Genomic DNA, 17,293 nt, shown 5'->3' with positions numbered 1-17,293 from the left:
AAATAGTAAGGGGAGAATCATAATGAATATTAGAGAAGTAGTAACAGAAGCGGATTTACATGATGTATTTCCCGTATTACAGCAATTGCGAACTAAACTTTCAAGAGAAGAAGCAAGTTCTTTATTTCAAAAAATGAAAGAAGAAAACTATAAACTATTTTCGCTACGTAATGAAGAGGGAGAAGTTGTGAGTCTAGCTGGTGTAGCGATTTGTACGAACTTTTATAATGAGAAACATGTTTTCGTGTATGACCTTGTAACGGCAGAAGCTCACAGATCAAAAGGGTATGGTAAAGTTCTGTTGTCATATGTAGAAAAATGGGGGGAAGAAAAAGGGTGCAGCTCTATCGTTCTTACATCTGCGTTTCCAAGAATGGATGCACATCGTTTTTATGAAAGAGAGGGATATGATAAGGTAAGCTATTCTTTTTATAAAGAGTTATAATATTAAGTAGGTTCCGTGTGTGAAAATATATGGAACCTATTTTTGGCAGATTTGAGCTAGGAACAGGTCGAATATTAGAAATTAACAAGGGAATATTGAATTTGGAGAATGTTAGGGGCGTTTATATTTGGAAAAAATAAAGAAATTATCTATACCAAATGATGTACGAGTCATTATGATTTCTGATATTCATGGGGAATTAGATCTTTTTAAGGAACTACTACATAAAGTTAATTTTAAAGATGACGATTATTTAATTATTAATGGTGATCTTTGTGAGAAAGGAAGAAATAGTATTGGCGTCGTAAACTACGTGATGGATCTTATAGTTAGCAAGCCAAACGTTTATGTAATTGAAGGGAATTGTGAAGTTGTAGTGGAAGCGCTTGTAAATGAAAACCCTGCGCTAATACATTATTTATGTACGCGAAAGAATACAATTTTTAATGAGTGGCTAGGGCAATTGAAAGTTACCGTTAATGAAGAAAGTGATATTTGTGAAGTGAAAAACATATTGATGGGCCATTTTTCAAAAGAAATAAAGTGGCTAACAGAATTACCAACAGCGATTGAAACAGAAGATTATATCTTTGTACATGCTGGCCTTGAAGATAGAGAGGATTGGAAAGAAACAGAACGGAAAAGTGCGATAGCAATGCCGGAGTTTTTCAATAAATCACATAGAGCAAATAAGTATGTAGTTGTCGGTCATTGGCCTGTTGTAAACTATTCTGATGAAGCACCATCTAACAATCCAGTTATTGATAAGGAGAAAAAGATTATAGTAATTGATGGCGGAAATGCAATTAAAGAGGTAGGACAATTAAACGCATTTATCATTCAGAGGACAAGAGCAGGTGATACGTTTTCTTATACATATGTAGATTATTTTCCAGAGTATGAAGTAACAGCAGATTTTAATGCGAACTCAGAAATGCAGGGCGGAGTGACATATCCGTATTATTACATAGAACCGATGGAGAAGATGCAAGATTATACGATATGTAAGCAAAGAGAAACGAATAAATTACTCTCTGTGAAAAATGAATATATTAGGAAACTTGATTCAGGCGAATACACAGTGAAAACCGATATTTCTTGCGCACAAATAAGCGTAAGTAAAGGTGACATTGTTTCTCTCATTGATAACAGCTGTTCAGGATATGATTTAATTAAAAGAGATGGAGTAGAAGGCTGGATAGAGAAAGGTATTTTAGTTGAGATAGAAAAGATGAAATAGGAGGTATGGAGCCTCCTATTTTTTTATTATCTTTTTATATGAGTAGATTGCTTGCTGTCTTTCATAAGTAAGTAAATTGTACTCGGTAAAATGACAATCGTCATCCCTAAAATAATTGTGAGTATAGCATAACCTCTATACGGAGCAGGAATGATAAATGGAAGCCCAGCTAGGAAAATACCTGCTATCATCATTGAAATACTACAAATATTTGAAGCTCTTTTTTCAAGGTGCTTATCATTCCATTCCAATGAAATTGTTGATTTACTCGTATCAATTTTGGAACTGAAATAGCCTATTAATATAAATAAAAGCCCCAATGCTAAAAATATTAAATGATCAAGAGGGGGTGCGAAGCCAAGAGCGATGAGGACGATGACAATATCGACAAAAAATAAAAATAGTAAAATTGTGTTGCCGATCCAAAGGAAAGATTTCTGGTTACTCGCTGCTTTAGATAAAGCTAAAAATAAAAAGAATAAGAAGGAACATATAATTATATTTACGATAACAAAAGTGCTTTTATCCATTGTTGACGTAGGCGTTCCATTGAAGTCCCATTTCGTAACAATACTTAATGGTAAGAAGAAATAGAGAATAATATTTGTCGTAATAATAGTGAGAAATAAAGCAATACTAAATCGATTATTCATTGAATCACCAGCTTTCTACATGAATAATTGGTATCTTATAACAAAATTATACAATACAATAAACGATATTTGTTTTGATTTTTCTGAAAAAATATTATAATTATATATGAAATAAAGAGGATTGTAGGAGGGAATTATGCAAAACGTAATATTAAAAGGGAATAAAGTAACAATTCGTACAATTGAAGAATCAGATATAAACCCAATATGGAATCTCGTATTTAAAGAAGAAAATCCAGAATGGAAAAAATGGGATGCACCGTATTTTCCGTTTTCAATGCAAGAATACCAGCCTTATAAAGAGAGGATGCAAACGCGTTTAAAAGAAGAACCTCTATCTAATTTAATTATAGAAAATAACGGCCAAATTATAGGGACGGTCGGGTTTTATTGGGAATATAAACCGACGCGTTGGTTAGAGATGGGTCTTGTTATTTATAATCCAAATTACTGGAATGGTGGTTATGGTACAGAAGCGTTAACGTTATATCGAGATTTACTATTTGAAAAGATGGAGATTGGTAGAGTAGGGATCACGACTTGGTCTGGCAATGAACGCATGATGAAAGTAGCGGAGAAAATAGGAATGACTTTAGAAGGTAGAATGCGAAAATGCCGTTATTATAACGGGACGTACTATGATTCTATTCGAATGGGGATGATTCGTGAAGAATGGGAAGCGCTATATGTAACGAAGGGATGAGGAAGTATGTACGCTATTATTGCTACATTTGATCGTGTGTTTACTAATAAAATTATAGAATTGCAAAATGAAATAACAAATATCATTGGCACAAATCAATTAGCAGGAGTAGAACCTCATATTACATTAGCTGATTACCATGAGTTAGACGTTCATTTATATAAGAAGAAATTAGAGGCGTTTGTAGCTGTTCAAGAGAGTATGGCAGAGGTAACTTTTCCTTCTGTTGGAACTTTTCCTACTAACGGAACAATCTTTCTAGCACCGACTATTACAGATGAATTGTTAAGACTTCATCATTCTTACCATGATAATTTTAAAACTTTTCATGATAATCTTAATTCATATTATGTGCCAGGAAAATGGGTTCCGCATTGTACGATTGCAAATAAGTTACATGTAAATCAGTTTTTAAGTGCAATGGAATATATTTATGAAAAATTTGATCATGCAACAGCTTCAATTGAGAAATTAAAATTAATAAAGGTGAATTATGAAAATGGTACTGCCATTTCTTCTAGTATATTAGCAGAATATAATTTAAAGAGAATGGAGACAACGAGATGACATATGTAATTAGAGAAATGAAGCAAGAAGACATTCATGCTGTACAATCAGTAGCGAAAATAGCTTGGCATGATACATACGAAGGAATTATCCCGAGAAAGATTCAAGACAGTTTCTTAAACGAGGCTTATTCTGATGAAAAAATGAAATATCGTCTTGAAAATACATATTTATTCGTTGCGGAAGAAGAGGGAGAAGTAATTGGCTTTGCGAATTTTTCACCCGTTAGATTGCAAAACGAAGCAGAATTAGGCGCGATTTATTTGTTACCAGATCAGCAAGGAAAAGGGATAGGAAGTGCTTTATTAAAAAAAGGGTTAACGGCATTAAAAGGAATTCGAAAATTATACATTCATGTAGAAGCAGCGAATGAAAAAGGAAAACATTTTTATGAAGCGAAAGGTTTTGCGCAATTAGAGGAATTTGAAGAAGACTTTGAAGGACATATGATGCAGACAGTAAGGATGGTTTTATACGTATAGGGAGGACTAGTAATAAAAATTTTTGATTTTAGTGAAAAAGTAGAGAGCTATAGCTCTCTACTTTATTTAGCAATGAATCGTTTAGCTTTAATAATATGTTTCATTTCGATACGAGGTGTTACACCTTGTACCCAATCTGGATCAAATTCTATCCAATCCTTATCTAGGCTTTGTAACAAATCAAAGTCAAAAATTCTGGGCCAGGTAGCTAACATTTTATCTTTTGGAAAACCTTCTGTTTCAAATTGATCCCATTCCTCCTCCGATTTAGCTATAGGACCATTATTTAAAATAGAGTGCCAAGTATTAAAACAAGACCAAAGAATGTCTTCATCTCGTATGTCTAATGTAAGTATGACGCCTTTTTGACCTTTAGATAAAAGTGCTGGGCGGTTTTGATCAGGTCTTTTACTCCAAACCCATACAGGATAAGTTCGGCCATCATAATTAGGAATTCTCTCTTTCATCTGTCTCATCATCCATGCATATGGAGATTTGAAATGAGGCCAAACATATTTCTCATTTCCCTGATAAAAACCTTCTTCTTGCATTTTTCTATAAATGTGAAGTGGTTGTACAGTATATACTATCAAATAGACACTTCCAATCTAATCTAATCTAATTATGTAATGAATTTTTATTTACTTAATTATCTTGCATGGAAAAACACAAAATATCAAATTTGAAGTGCCCTTGAAGTGTTAGAGACATCTTTACAATTCAAGGTATTTTTTTGTTTTTGCAGAAATTATAAAAATATTTTTGCAATCAATATAAAATTTTATGTTTAGTTCACAAACTTTCGGAAAAACTAGGAAAGATATGACAAAGGAGGTTATGAACGGTGGATCATCCAATTCAAGGATTAATAAAAGCGGCAATGGAAAATTTAAAAGAAATGGTCGATGTAAATACGATTGTAGGAGAGCCTGTTCAAACGGCTGACGGTGGTGTGGTGTTAACGGTTTCTAAAGTAGCGTTCGGGTTTGGAGCAGGGGGTTCTGATTTCCAAACGAATGATGGACAAAGAGCGAACGGTAACCCTGCATTTGGTGGCGGTAGCGCGGGTGGTGTTTCTATTACACCGGTAGCATTTCTTGTGGTGAATAAAGATGGAGTAAATATTCTTCATCTACAAAATGCGACACATTTAGCAGAAAAAATGATTGAATTAGCTCCACAAACAATTGATAAAATTCAATCGATGTTCCAAAAAGATAAAAAGAAAGAGGGAAATCATCATCCTCAAAACCCAGATGAAATCCTTTAAAAACGCCTGCTCAGGAGCAGGTGTTTTTTCTTGTAATCAGTATGTAATAAAACACATGAAATTGTAAATAGTTTTTGAATTTTTTTCTATGTTTCTAAAATTTTTCATGTTAAAATATGCTATAGAATTGAAACATATAAAACGAAGGTGGCTAGGTGCTTTGTCTGGAGGATCTGACCAAGTAAAGAATATGATATACATTAATGGTAATCGTCGGGGTCATTGTTTTATTACATCAGGAATTACGTTTAAAGAGTTTGCAAGTAACATCCCTTCACCGCTTCATCAAGTGTTGCTTTTGAAGCATAACTTTGAATGGACAGATTTTCATTATCATACTTTATTTGAATATGTTGAGGAAGAAAATATACATAAGCTAATTCAAGCAGAGATTGATGAATTTGATGAATTTTGTTGGGTAGATTTTGATGATGCAAGCGATTTAGATGAATTAGAGCCAAAAGAAATTGCAGAGCTTTTATATTTGGCTCACAAAAAAGAACCACTTGCAAGAACATTCTTTCCGCTATTGAAAAATAGATTTGTTTATTTTTCACATGATGATGGATGGTACAACAAAGTGTATTATCGCAGAATTGCTGACTTTGTAGGCATGTTAAGTAAAGTCATTCCTTATAAACTCGGTGCTTTCGGTAAGAAACGTTTTTCTTTGTTCCAAAAATCAAAAATTTTCCCAGCAATTTCGAAAGAAGTGATTATGGGGCTTATTCCATTAATGGAAGATGGTCTTTATATTGATCTAGCAGGGAAAATTGAGTCAAGAAGGGGTCTAGAAATTCCGGTATATGTAGTTGGTTCGTATGAAAGTACGGATGAGGTACTAGACAATATCGATGAATTGAAAGAAGAAGCAACAGAGACAGGTTGGCTCATTTTTGATAAGAAAGAACAAGAATGGCAATGGGTTGTGGACTAAGAAAACTTGGCGCATGAAGTCAAGTTTTCTTGTCATTTGAAAGGAGTACAAATGAAGAAATATTATACAATTGTGGGTATGATAAGTATTATTCTCGTGGCTATTTTACTTATTACTTGTCCGAAAGAATCAGATTTTAAAGTGTATGTAGAGGACAAGTATGCATTAAAATGTGATGAGAGTAGTTTTGAATGCACACAAAATGTAGATGGTAAAAAAGAAAAGCTACAATTTGAAAGTACAGATGCACGAAATAGTGTATTCTTTATGACTGTAAAGCAAACATTTAAAACAGAAGCTGGTGTTACGAAAGAATATAGCGGAGTAGGGATGTTTGGTACATTTCTTTTTGTTTCAGAGAAGACTTTCTAGTAATAGAAGGTCTTTTTCTTATGCTTATGTTCATATAGATGAAGTAAGACAAGCATAGGAGGGGTAGTGATGAAGAAGACATGTATCGTTTGCGGTGGTGAGGAGTTTTTTTCCTCAACTTTGTATGCACGTACCAAACAAGATTGGGCATATGCACAAAATATGTATCGATTTGAAAAGGTGTTTATTGAGCATCGGGATGAAGAGAATTATCCAGTGTTTCAAGAAATTACAGCGAAACATTGCTGTGGATGCGGTCATATTATGTTGTATCACGAATGAACACACCAAGTATAACTTGGTGTGTTTTTTTAAAACGCTGACAAAGCAAGCGGATAGAGTAAAGTAAATAAAACAGAAAAACTACCAAAACCAATTGCAGTATATCCAAGTGTTCGTGCTCCGAAATTGACAGCTAATAAGCCGACTAAAATCGCAAGAGAGCCGAGTGTAACCGGATAAAATGCAATTGAGAAAAGCGAAAGAAATAAAGCGACATAGCCTACCATTGCACCGGTATTTGTACCTTCTATTTCATTTGCAATTTCTTTACGGTTATGTCTAATTGGAATGCCAGCTGGTGATATTTCAGCTGCATACTCTTCGTTTTTTTCACCACTTTTAAAATGATGATTTCTCTTTCTTCGCATGTACATCCCTCTCTTTCAATTGGGTGTACATATAGTATCTTACATAAATAGAAGAACATGAGTATGAGTTAAACCCAAGTAAAGCAAAAATTGGAGAATAAAGATTCCCTCGTTAGCTTGTACATCTCCTAATGAAGATAAAGTGAAACTTTAATAAGTGGGGGTTTTCTTCATCCCCCACTGATTATTAGCTGAACCAATCGGACTTTTATGGGCAGTTGATCCCCCACCTAACTTCTTTGCTTTCTCTGCATTTTGAGGTGGGGGTCTTACTGCCCATTAAAGCGGGATAAACAGGAATTTTGGAAAATGATGTAGAATGAAATGAGTGATAAAACGTGAAGGCAGGGGAATGTATGACGAAATTTAATTGGCATGAATCAGCAGAGAAAAAATGGGATAGTAGTGCAGAATTTTGGACTCAAAATAGTCAAGAGATGTGGGAAAGCGGGAGTAGGAGTACAATTATTCCATTTTTTGAACAATACGTGAAGAAAGAAGCTCAAGTGCTCGATGTTGGTTGTGGAGATGGATACGGTACATATAAATTAAGTCACGCGGGCTATAAAGCAGTTGGAGTAGATTTATCAGAAGTGATGATTCAAAAAGGGAAGGAGCGTGGAGAAGGACCGAATTTATCTTTTATAAAAGGGGATCTTTCTTCTTTACCATTTGAAAATGAGCAATTTGAATCAATTATGGCAATTAACTCTTTAGAATGGACCGAAGAGCCATTACGAGCATTAAATGAGATAAAGCGCGTTTTAAAAAGAGATGGGTATGCATGTATTGCAATTTTAGGACCGACAGCAAAGCCTCGAGAGAACAGTTATCCTCGTTTATACGGCAAAGACGTTGTTTGTAATACGATGATGCCTTGGGAGTTTGAACAGTTAGCGAAAGAACAAGGTTTTGAAGTTGTAGATGGCATCGGTGTATATAAGCGCGGAGTAAATGAGAAGATGTTAGGTCAACTACCTACAGAGTTACAACAATCGCTAACATTCTTATGGGTATTTATGTTAAAAAACATATAAAGAAGTGAAAGAATTTTTAGGAGGTAAATAAGTGCAGAAAATACAAAAAACTGATACAATATCATCAGAACCAATTAAAGGGGGACTAGGGTATATGACAACTACTACAACAGTTAAATCCGATATTGAAATCGCGCAAGAAGCGAGTATGAAGAAGATTCAAGAAATTGCAGCTGAATTAAATATTTTAGAAGATGAATTAGAGCCATACGGGCATTATAAAGGTAAGTTATCTCTTGACATTTTTAAGCGCTTACAGAACGAGAAAGACGGTAAAGTTGTTTTAGTAACAGCGATTAACCCAACTCCAGCTGGAGAAGGTAAATCAACAGTAACAGTTGGTTTAGGTCAAGCTTTTAATAAAATTGGTAGGAAAACAGTAATTGCACTTCGCGAACCATCTCTAGGACCAACGATGGGACTAAAAGGCGGGGCAGCAGGTGGTGGTTTTTCACAGGTTGTACCAATGGAAGACATTAACCTTCACTTTACTGGAGATATCCATGCGATCACAACTGCTAATAACGCGTTAGCGGCGTTTATTGATAATCATATCCAACAAGGAAACACACTTGGAATTGATACGCGTAAAATCGTTTGGAAACGCTGTGTTGACTTAAATGATCGTGCCCTACGTAACGTAGTAATTGGTCTTGGTGGACCAGTTCAAGGTGTACCACGTGAAGACGGTTTCGATATTACAGTAGCATCTGAAATTATGGCCGTATTCTGCCTTGCAACGGATATTCAAGATTTAAAAGCGCGTCTTTCTCGCATCGTAGTTGCTTATAACTTTACGAATCAACCTGTAACGGTTAAAGATTTAGGTGTAGAAGGTGCGTTAACATTATTATTAAAAGACGCATTAAAACCAAACTTAGTACAAACGTTAGAAAATACACCAGCTATCATTCACGGTGGACCATTTGCGAATATCGCTCACGGTTGTAACAGTGTTATCGCTACAACAATGGCAGCAAAATTAGGTGATTATGTTATTACAGAAGCTGGATTCGGTGCTGATTTAGGTGCAGAGAAGTTTTTAGATATAAAAGCTCGTGCAGCTGGAATTAAACCCGAAGCAGTTGTTATTGTTGCGACTATTCGTGCGCTTAAAATGCATGGCGGCGTGGCAAAAGATCAATTAAAAGAAGAAAATGTAGACGCATTAGCAAAAGGTATGGAAAACTTACAGAAGCATGTTGAAACAATTCAAAGTTTCGGTGTGCCTTTCGTAATTGCAATTAATAAATTCATTACAGATACAGATGCAGAAGTTACTTACTTACAAGAGTGGTGCAATGAGCGTGGCTATGCAGTATCCTTAACTGAAGTTTGGGAGAAAGGTGGCCAAGGCGGAGTTGACCTTGCTGAGAAAGTGTTAAAAGAAATTGAAAAAGGTGAAAACAACTACGCACCACTTTATGAATTAGAATTACCATTAGAAGAAAAAATTCGTACAATTGCTCAAAAAGTGTACGGCGCAAAGGATATTGAATTTGCTCCGAAAGCACGTAAGCAATTAGCTCAATATGAAGGAGAAGGATGGAGTAACCTACCAATTTGTATGGCGAAAACACAATATTCTCTTTCTGACGATGCAACAAAATTAGGTCGTCCATCTGACTTTATCGTTACAATTCGTGAGCTAAAACCATCTATTGGTGCAGGGTTTATCGTTGCGTTAACAGGAACAATGTTAACAATGCCAGGCCTTCCAAAACAGCCAGCAGCACTACAAATGGATGTAAATGAAGATGGAAAAGCAGTAGGTTTATTCTAAAAGGTTGTAATTCATCTCGTTTATCTGTAAACTATATATACATCAAGTGGCGCCTTTCCATCGAAAGGCGCCTGTTTTTTGGAGGAAATTATGTTTGATCCAACTGCTTTTGATAATTTAAAAGTAATCGTAGAAGGTGCTATTTATGATTTTGATTTACATGGAGATATTCTTGTAACAGATCGAAAAGATATGATGGACCTTGCTTCATTAAGTCGTATATACCATATTTCATTTCAATTGTCAGAACCGTTCGAACCGGTAGTAAAAGCAACATTTTCACTATCTGTAGATGCAAAGAACTTGTCTGGTGAAATATTGGAAGTACCACAATTTACACCAGGTTGTGAAATGAAGTTAGCATTTTCATTCCCGATAGAAAAGCCAGAGGTAGTGTGTGAAGAAATTGAAACTTTCATGCATTCTATATGGGGAAAAGAAAGAATGATTACGCAGAAAATTTCATACGAATATAATAAGCAAGCGATTTCATATCATAATAAGGTAGAGGTTCTATTTCAAAAAGCGATTACAGAAGACCATGTTGATGATTTAATAGCTGTTATTTCACACATGATAGAAACGGTGCGAACAATACAACATTTTCTTCAAAAATAGAGATAAAGGAGAAAAACAAATGATAAAAGATATGCAACCATTTTTACAACAAGCTTGGGAGAAGGCTGGTTTTAAAGAATTAACTGAAATTCAAAAACAAGCGATTCCAACTATTTTAGAAGGACAAGACGTTATAGCTGAATCTCCAACTGGAACAGGAAAAACATTAGCGTACTTATTACCCCTTTTACATAAAATTAATCCTGAAGTAAAACAACCACAAGTTGTTGTTTTAGCGCCAACACGTGAGCTTGTCATGCAAATTCACGAAGAGGTTCAAAAGTTTACAGCAGGGACTGAAATTTCAGGGGCATCTTTAATTGGTGGTGCAGATATTAAGCGCCAAGTTGAAAAATTAAAGAAACACCCGAGAGTAATTGTCGGTTCACCAGGACGTATTTTAGAATTAATTCGTATGAAAAAGCTAAAAATGCATGAAGTGAAAACAATTGTATTTGATGAATTTGATCAAATTGTAAAACAAAAGATGATGGGCGCAGTACAAGATGTAATTAAATCAACGATGCGCGACCGTCAATTAGTATTCTTCTCAGCGACAATTACCAAAGCTGCAGAAGACGCGGCACGTGATTTAGCAGTTGAACCACAAGTGGTACGTGTAACACGTGCAGAGTCAAAAAGCTTAGTTGAGCATACGTATATCATTTGTGAGCGACGCGAAAAAAATGATTACGTAAGAAGAATTATGCATATGGGCGATGTAAAAGCAGTTGCTTTCTTAAATGACCCATTCCGTTTAGATGAAATTACTCAGAAATTACAATTCCGTAAAATGAAAGCAGCAGCTCTTCATGCAGAAGCAGGTAAGCAAGAGCGTGAAGCAACGATGCGTGCTTTCCGCGGCGGGAAATTAGAAATTCTACTTGCTACTGATATTGCAGCACGCGGTATTGATATTGATGATTTAACACATGTAATCCACTTGGAGTTACCAGACACAGTAGACCAATATATTCACCGCTCAGGACGTACAGGACGTATGGGTAAAGAAGGAACTGTCGTTTCTCTTGTAACACAACAAGAAGAGCGTAAATTACTTCAATTTGCAAAAAAACTAGGTATCGTGTTTACGAAGCAAGAAATGTTCAACGGATCATTTGTAGAAACGAAACCGAAAGCACCAAAGAAAAAGAAACCAGCATTTACTGGGAAGAAAAAGCCTAGATAAATGAAGGAAAAGACGTAACTATGCGTAGTTACGTCTTTTTTTTTTGAGTTAAATCATTTGTATGATTTCTTGTGTTCTTTTCAGATAACTAAATATTTACTCTTAAAAATATCCAAAAAGCTCATTCACTAATTTAAATTTTTTCTAAGTAAATACAGGGATTTATTGGGATAATTAATTTTGCATTCCATTCGCCGAAGGGAACGAATTAGTGGCAGGTCCAGCTAATACAAATCTGCCACTAATTCTTCTAAGGGATCTAACTTCAAATGCTGACGGACCCGGGACACCAACATACGGGAATTTTACTAATGCGGGATTTCAAGATGCTTGGGTAAAGGTAGGACAAGGATAGGGTTTCACATATTTATAAAAAAAATACTCTTGTCCAATCCATTATTATTATCTAGCCATTTAATATTAAAAAGGGGGTGAGAACATGAAAAACAAGGAAAACATCATGTTTCGATTTGTAAAAAATGATGGCGAAGAAATTAATTTGGGAAATCTTGCTGATAAACGAAAAATTGTCATTGTCATTAATAATCAGATTACATTTGCACCGAATACAACACAAATTGCCAGTGGAGCCGGGAAAAACAGTGCAGCAGGAAATAATGCAGCACTCGATTCATCGAATACCGAACAGCAACAAGCGGTGGGCGCTGGAGGCGAAGCGATAAATAAAGGGATTAGTGGGGATCAGATTGAGTCGCATGAAATGAAAAAAGAAACTTCGAATGAAGAGGTAGAATTTGTTCTTATCATCAATAATCAAATTAATGAAACTAGTGAGGAACAGGCTAGTGCTACTCAAGTGGCAAGCGGTGGTGGAGATGACAGTGCAGCAGGAACCAACGCTGCCATCGAAAGTTCTAATACGAAACAGCAACATGCAGTGGGAGGCGGAACGGATAGTTTAGCAAAAAACGAAGGTGAAGAAGGAGACCAAATAGAAAAATTACAAAAATGCAAAAAACACAGAAAGAAATGTAAAAAACGCGATTAAAGAAAAAAATCTGGATCTTCAGGTCCAGATTTTTTTTGAACGTTTAGTGGGTACTTTAAAATCTTAGCTGGATTGGCAAGGGATATAAGCAACATTGCTACTAAGCAAATATTCTTAAGTTCCCTATAGCTAAAAGATAGCTTTTATATGAATAGCGATTTTATAAGCATTCAACTGAATGAAAAAGGGTTCATAAGAGCACCTGTAGAAACCTACATAGAATATAAAAAACATTAGGGGGAAATGAAATGATTCATAAAGTTGGACAAATTATGCTGTATGTAAATAATCAAGATGAGTCAGTAAATTTTTGGACGGAAAAGGTAGGGTTTCATGTAGTAGCAGAGGAAGATAATAAGCAAGGAATGAGATGGATTGAAATCGCTCCGACTAGCGGTGCAGAAACGAGCATTATATTACATAATAAAGAAGTTATTTCGAAAATGAGCCCAGAATTAAATCTTGGTACACCGTCCTTAATGTTCTTCTCAGAAAATCTTGATCAATTATATACAGATTTAAAAAATAAAAATGTTACTGTTGGCGAAATGGTAACTATGCCTGCTGGTAAAGTGTTTAACTTTGCTGATAGCGAAGAGAATTATTTTGCGGTTATGGAAAAGAACCAATAATATTGCTATGTGAAAATCCCCCTCATATATATTGAGGGGGATTAAATCTTTGAAATGAATTTTTCATTAGAGAGTTGTTTAATAAAAAATGCTCCTTTTTCAATAGCAGTTTCAATGTAACCGACAATTTGATTGAACGTAAACACCTGTAGGTCTTCATGCAAATGTTGCTCGGGATACAACATATCTTCAAAAAGATACTTTCGAAATTCTAAAACGTTTTCTTTAGAAACCTCTTCAATATCCGCAATGTGAGCCTCTTGATTGAGAAGAGAGGAGAGCTGTTGTTCTTTATCGTAATGATGAAGCAACTTTGCATTTAACAATTTGAAATCGTTATAGTACATAGGTGCGATAGTTTCGTCATGCTCTATTCTATTTTTTAGCCACGGTAGAAAAAAGCCGCTTAGCCAATTATCATCGGCAATGAGATGGGTGTAATAGCCTAAGAGAAAAGGGGAATCCATATGAGCTCTATATTTTTGGAAAAAAGAATTGAAATCTATCCTTCTCGTATAGTTTTTCGTTGTGCCAGCGTAAAAGTGTGAAGCTCCTTTTTCTTCTGCTGAATGAACCGCATCAGGGGCTACTCCTCCAAGTATGAAAGAAGTTTTATCTTGAATACATAATTTTTCGGCAATCTTGTTGGCGATAATAGCATGCATAATTCGTGATCCCATGAATGACACCTCGGTTTCAAGTATTCATTTCAGGAAGAGGACTGGACAGTTAGTATTACTTTCCCTGTACTTTTTCTACTTTCGACCCATTCATGTGCTTTCCCTGCATCTTGAAGTGGAAAAGATGTCGCAGCCTTAATTTGCAAACTTCCGTCACGTAAATAACGGAAAACTTCATTTGCAGTTTCTTGAAGTAGTTCGGGACGTTTTTTTCGTGTAGTACCAAAGCTAAAACCGAGTATAGAGCGACAACTTGCGTGTAAATCTTTCGTTTGAAAGTTACCAATTTCACCGCTTGCATTTCCGAAATGAACGAGGCGACCATAATAAGCAAGACATTTTAAACTTCTTTCCGAAACCGTTCCAGAAATTGAATCTAAAATTACATCAACCCCTTCACCGTTTGTCAGCTCATTGACTTTCTCTACAAAATCTACATCTTGATGACATATAACATAATCAGCTCCAGCATCTAAAGCGACTTTTCTTTTTACTTCATTTCCGACAGTACCGATAACCGTTCCAGCCCCTAATAGTTTTGCAAGTTGAATTGCTGTCGTACCAATTCCACCAGCCGCTGCATGGATGAGTACAGACTCGTCTTGTTGAACCCTTGCTACATTTGCGAGTAAATTAAAGCTTGTGAAAGATACGATAGGGCATGCCGCTGCAGTTTGAAAATCGACTGCATCAGGTAAAACGAAAGTAAGGTTTTCGTTTGCGACAACGTATTCTGCGTAAGATCCATTTTGAGGAAAAGCAATGACTCGCTGACCAGGATGAATATTTTTCACATGAGAACCTACACGTTCTACAATACCAGCAGCATCTATCCCTGGGATAAAGGGAAATGCTTTATTTCCTTTTTTGCCATATCGTGATTTCATATCAGCGAAATTTACACTAGTGGAAACAACACGAATTAAAACTTGATTGTCTGAAATAGTCGGCATATCTACATCTGTATATTTCATCACTTCAGGACCACCAAACGACGTTACAACGATAGCTTTCATCATATATCCTCCTAAATTTGACTATATAAATCATTTTAAATCTTCATTAGGAATTGGAAAATTATATAATTGTTATGCATGGTTATAAGTGAAGCTTATGAACCCATTGAATTATTATATTAATTAATATAAAAAACTTTTTGAAAAAATCGAACGAAATATCAATTACTTGCCAATATATAGTGTAAGACAAAGGAGGGGTGGTATATGAAGGATGAAACAGTGTATATGGATTTAATCCAATTAACTTTATCGGGCAATAAAGAAGCGTATAGCGAATTGTATGATAAAACGATTCAAGAAGTATATAAAACGGCGCATTTCTTAATAGATGATAAAACGGATGTAGATGATGTCGTTCAAGAAATATACATACAGCTATATGAATCGCTTCGTAAGTATGATAGCGAGAAGCCGTTTCGCCCTTGGTTAATTGGACTTACGATTAAACAAATTCATTCTTATAGAAGAAAGAGGTGGATGCGACTACGAATTATAAAAAAAGCAGAAGAGCAAAGAAAACCAGTGCAAATTGATTTTTCAAACGATGTTGTAAGTAAAATATCAAACCAAAAGCTAGTCGAACTCATTCATAAATTACCGTATAAATTGAAACAAGTAATTATTTTAAGATACTTACACGACTACTCACAAGAAGAAGTAGCACAAATATTACATATTCCACTTGGTACTGTGAAATCTAGAATTCATGCGGCATTAAAGAAACTACGTCAAAAAGAGCAAGTAGAAGAAATCTTTTTAGGAGAGGTAGGGAATGTGAAATGAGTTTAGATTGTAGAGTTAGAGAATCTATACGAGAAGAGGCGAAGGGGATTGTTGCCCCGCCGGAGTTAAAAGAAAAAATATTCGTTCAAATAAAAATGAATCAAGGAGGGCGTAAGAGAAAGAAACATCTTATTGCAGGAGTGCTTGCAGCAGCTCTTTTAATCCCGACGACTGGTTTTGCGTATCAATCTATTATGGCAGATGGTATATACGGGTCGTTTGAAAATTTAAAGCAGCATGCCGGTGCTATAACATTAGAAGGATACATGCGTTTTAATGCAAAGTTATCACAAGCGAAAGATGAAATGGGTGCAAAAGAACATGAAGAGTTTACAAAAGAACTAAAGAAATTAACAAATGCAAAGCTTGCATACGGGGATTCGAACGGTAATATTGATTATGATCAATTATCACCAGCTAAAAAAGAGGAAATGAAAAAGGTAAGTATGGGCCTTCAACCATACTTTGATAAATTAAATGGTCATAAATCTAGTAAAGAAGTATTAACACAAGACGAATTTGATCGCTATATGGAAGCATTAATGACACATGAAATAGTACGAGTGAAGACAAAATCAACTGGTGGAATGAAAGTAGAAGAAGTACCTGAGGCGTACAAAGAAAGATTTATTAAAGCGGAGCAGTTTATGGAGTATGTAGATGAAAAGGTGAGATAAGTAGAAAAGCTCAAAGCTTTAGCTTTGAGCTTTCTTTATTAAAACAAAATACAGTATTCAATTATATTTTTTCATATTTGCAGTATCTTTTTGTATAAAACAATCTAAAAGTGAATAACCAGCTATTAAACTAATTATCGTAACAAAAGTTGTGTTTATAAGAATAATATTAGCTAAATAAGGTAGGTATGCACCAACTGGTGAAAAGAGTAGAGCTGGAGAAAAGGAAATGAATAGCGTAGGCACAGTAATAGCAATAAATTTATCCGGTTGAAAGCGCCAGTTTTGTTTACTTGTTTCGCGATTAATGGATTGAAGGAACCGTAATAAAATACCAAATATAAGAGGGAAGAGTGTAAAGTAGAATAATCTTGGATAAACGTTAAAATTCACCTGCGCATCTGTATCTAAATAAAATTGAATTTTCACTCCGATAAATAATAATAAGACGATAAACAATGTGAAGCAGAGGTATAGCATCACTTTTTGCATTGCATTCCACCATCCTTTACTCAAAATATATTCAAAAAAAGAAGAGATATACAAT

The 17,293-nt window shown here is 35.2% G+C and carries 23 protein-coding genes; 17 read left to right on the top strand and 6 right to left on the bottom strand.

What is annotated here, in order from left to right; genetic code table 11:
- Positions 1–22: 22 nt before the first annotated feature.
- Entirely contained in the window at positions 23–445 is a 423-nt protein-coding gene (locus tag ACTFOB_RS03835; RefSeq protein ID WP_440024595.1) for a GNAT family N-acetyltransferase, read from the top strand.
- 127 nt (positions 446–572) lie between these two features.
- The gene (locus tag ACTFOB_RS03830) at positions 573–1,685 is read left to right on the top strand and encodes a metallophosphoesterase (RefSeq protein WP_440024594.1); all 1,113 of its coding nucleotides are present in this window, start codon (positions 573–575) and stop codon (positions 1,683–1,685) included.
- 26 nt (positions 1,686–1,711) lie between these two features.
- Here ACTFOB_RS03830 and ACTFOB_RS03825 read toward each other — a convergent pair whose 3' ends face one another.
- Positions 1,712–2,338, bottom strand: coding sequence for a DUF1648 domain-containing protein (locus tag ACTFOB_RS03825; RefSeq protein WP_440024593.1), 627 nt, complete (start codon positions 2,336–2,338; stop codon positions 1,712–1,714).
- A gap of 136 nt (positions 2,339–2,474) precedes the next feature.
- Between ACTFOB_RS03825 and ACTFOB_RS03820 the strand changes: the two genes are divergently transcribed.
- The 3 genes from ACTFOB_RS03820 to ACTFOB_RS03810 are packed head-to-tail and all read left to right on the top strand — an operon-like array spanning position 2,475 to position 4,090.
- Positions 2,475–3,041 (top strand): GNAT family N-acetyltransferase, encoded by a 567-nt coding sequence (locus tag ACTFOB_RS03820; protein WP_440024592.1) that lies wholly within the window; start codon positions 2,475–2,477, stop codon positions 3,039–3,041.
- A 6-nt stretch (positions 3,042–3,047) separates the two neighbouring features.
- The gene (locus ACTFOB_RS03815; RefSeq protein WP_440024591.1) at positions 3,048–3,608 is read left to right on the top strand and encodes a 2'-5' RNA ligase family protein; all 561 of its coding nucleotides are present in this window, start codon (positions 3,048–3,050) and stop codon (positions 3,606–3,608) included.
- Positions 3,605–4,090 carry an N-acetyltransferase family protein gene (locus tag ACTFOB_RS03810; RefSeq protein WP_440024589.1) on the top strand — a complete coding sequence of 162 codons (486 nt, stop codon included), beginning with the start codon at positions 3,605–3,607 and terminating at the stop codon, positions 4,088–4,090. The genes ACTFOB_RS03815 and ACTFOB_RS03810 overlap by 4 nt, the downstream gene beginning before the upstream one ends.
- Before the next feature lie 62 nt (positions 4,091–4,152).
- On the opposite strand, the gene ACTFOB_RS03805 is transcribed toward ACTFOB_RS03810, so the two are convergent.
- Positions 4,153–4,683 (bottom strand): DUF3841 domain-containing protein, encoded by a 531-nt coding sequence (locus ACTFOB_RS03805; RefSeq protein ID WP_440024588.1) that lies wholly within the window; start codon positions 4,681–4,683, stop codon positions 4,153–4,155.
- Positions 4,684–4,934: 251 nt separating this feature from the next.
- Here ACTFOB_RS03805 and ytfJ point away from each other — a divergent pair, with 251 nt between their 5' ends.
- The 4 genes from ytfJ (at position 4,935) to ACTFOB_RS03785 (ending at position 6,951) form a co-directional block, all read left to right on the top strand.
- Complete coding sequence (gene ytfJ / locus ACTFOB_RS03800; RefSeq protein WP_440024586.1) at positions 4,935–5,360, top strand: GerW family sporulation protein; 426 nt, start codon at positions 4,935–4,937, stop codon at positions 5,358–5,360.
- 160 nt (positions 5,361–5,520) lie between these two features.
- The gene (locus tag ACTFOB_RS03795; RefSeq protein WP_000014093.1) at positions 5,521–6,297 is read left to right on the top strand and encodes a hypothetical protein; all 777 of its coding nucleotides are present in this window, start codon (positions 5,521–5,523) and stop codon (positions 6,295–6,297) included.
- A gap of 51 nt (positions 6,298–6,348) precedes the next feature.
- On the top strand, positions 6,349–6,669 hold the full coding sequence (locus ACTFOB_RS03790; RefSeq protein WP_151630659.1) for a hypothetical protein: 321 nt from the start codon (positions 6,349–6,351) through the stop codon (positions 6,667–6,669).
- A 69-nt stretch (positions 6,670–6,738) separates the two neighbouring features.
- Positions 6,739–6,951, top strand: coding sequence for a hypothetical protein (locus ACTFOB_RS03785; RefSeq protein ID WP_151630658.1), 213 nt, complete (start codon positions 6,739–6,741; stop codon positions 6,949–6,951).
- A 29-nt stretch (positions 6,952–6,980) separates the two neighbouring features.
- On the opposite strand, the gene ACTFOB_RS03780 is transcribed toward ACTFOB_RS03785, so the two are convergent.
- On the bottom strand, positions 6,981–7,319 hold the full coding sequence (locus ACTFOB_RS03780; protein WP_001253205.1) for a hypothetical protein: 339 nt from the start codon (positions 7,317–7,319) through the stop codon (positions 6,981–6,983).
- 356 nt (positions 7,320–7,675) lie between these two features.
- On the opposite strand from ACTFOB_RS03780, the gene ACTFOB_RS03775 reads away from it, so the two are divergent.
- From ACTFOB_RS03775 to ACTFOB_RS03750, 6 genes are all read left to right on the top strand, one after another.
- Positions 7,676–8,356 (top strand): class I SAM-dependent methyltransferase, encoded by a 681-nt coding sequence (locus tag ACTFOB_RS03775; protein ID WP_440024584.1) that lies wholly within the window; start codon positions 7,676–7,678, stop codon positions 8,354–8,356.
- A gap of 94 nt (positions 8,357–8,450) precedes the next feature.
- Complete coding sequence (locus tag ACTFOB_RS03770; RefSeq protein WP_440024801.1) at positions 8,451–10,139, top strand: formate--tetrahydrofolate ligase; 1,689 nt, start codon at positions 8,451–8,453, stop codon at positions 10,137–10,139.
- A gap of 90 nt (positions 10,140–10,229) precedes the next feature.
- On the top strand, positions 10,230–10,757 hold the full coding sequence (locus ACTFOB_RS03765) for a hypothetical protein (protein WP_440024582.1): 528 nt from the start codon (positions 10,230–10,232) through the stop codon (positions 10,755–10,757).
- Positions 10,758–10,776: 19 nt separating this feature from the next.
- Positions 10,777–11,946 carry a DEAD/DEAH box helicase gene (locus ACTFOB_RS03760; RefSeq protein WP_061678608.1) on the top strand — a complete coding sequence of 390 codons (1,170 nt, stop codon included), beginning with the start codon at positions 10,777–10,779 and terminating at the stop codon, positions 11,944–11,946.
- A 439-nt stretch (positions 11,947–12,385) separates the two neighbouring features.
- Positions 12,386–12,955, top strand: coding sequence for a hypothetical protein (locus ACTFOB_RS03755; RefSeq protein WP_440024580.1), 570 nt, complete (start codon positions 12,386–12,388; stop codon positions 12,953–12,955).
- Positions 12,956–13,203: 248 nt separating this feature from the next.
- Complete coding sequence (locus ACTFOB_RS03750; RefSeq protein WP_440024578.1) at positions 13,204–13,587, top strand: VOC family protein; 384 nt, start codon at positions 13,204–13,206, stop codon at positions 13,585–13,587.
- A gap of 41 nt (positions 13,588–13,628) precedes the next feature.
- On the opposite strand, the gene ACTFOB_RS03745 is transcribed toward ACTFOB_RS03750, so the two are convergent.
- Together ACTFOB_RS03745 and ACTFOB_RS03740 are read right to left on the bottom strand one after the other, a co-directional pair.
- Positions 13,629–14,267 carry a zinc dependent phospholipase C family protein gene (locus ACTFOB_RS03745; RefSeq protein WP_151630653.1) on the bottom strand — a complete coding sequence of 213 codons (639 nt, stop codon included), beginning with the start codon at positions 14,265–14,267 and terminating at the stop codon, positions 13,629–13,631.
- Between the two features lie 29 nt (positions 14,268–14,296).
- Positions 14,297–15,283 (bottom strand): quinone oxidoreductase family protein, encoded by a 987-nt coding sequence (locus tag ACTFOB_RS03740; protein ID WP_440024576.1) that lies wholly within the window; start codon positions 15,281–15,283, stop codon positions 14,297–14,299.
- A 207-nt stretch (positions 15,284–15,490) separates the two neighbouring features.
- Between ACTFOB_RS03740 and ACTFOB_RS03735 the strand changes: the two genes are divergently transcribed.
- Entirely contained in the window at positions 15,491–16,069 is a 579-nt protein-coding gene (locus ACTFOB_RS03735; protein WP_440024575.1) for a sigma-70 family RNA polymerase sigma factor, read from the top strand.
- Positions 16,066–16,746: a DUF3600 domain-containing protein gene (locus tag ACTFOB_RS03730; RefSeq protein WP_440024574.1), complete on the top strand. Its 681-nt coding sequence runs from the start codon at positions 16,066–16,068 to the stop codon at positions 16,744–16,746. Before ACTFOB_RS03735 ends, ACTFOB_RS03730 begins: the two co-directional genes overlap by 4 nt.
- Before the next feature lie 57 nt (positions 16,747–16,803).
- Here ACTFOB_RS03730 and ACTFOB_RS03725 read toward each other — a convergent pair whose 3' ends face one another.
- Positions 16,804–17,238 carry a hypothetical protein gene (locus ACTFOB_RS03725; protein WP_440024573.1) on the bottom strand — a complete coding sequence of 145 codons (435 nt, stop codon included), beginning with the start codon at positions 17,236–17,238 and terminating at the stop codon, positions 16,804–16,806.
- Positions 17,239–17,293: the final 55 nt, after the last annotated feature.

This window comes from Bacillus cereus group sp. MYBK79-1, from assembly GCF_051915365.1.
Classification (GTDB): Bacteria; Bacillota; Bacilli; order Bacillales; family Bacillaceae_G; genus Bacillus_A.
Note: the sequence above shows the minus strand (reverse complement) of the source record. Positions and strands in the feature narration are given on the sequence as shown.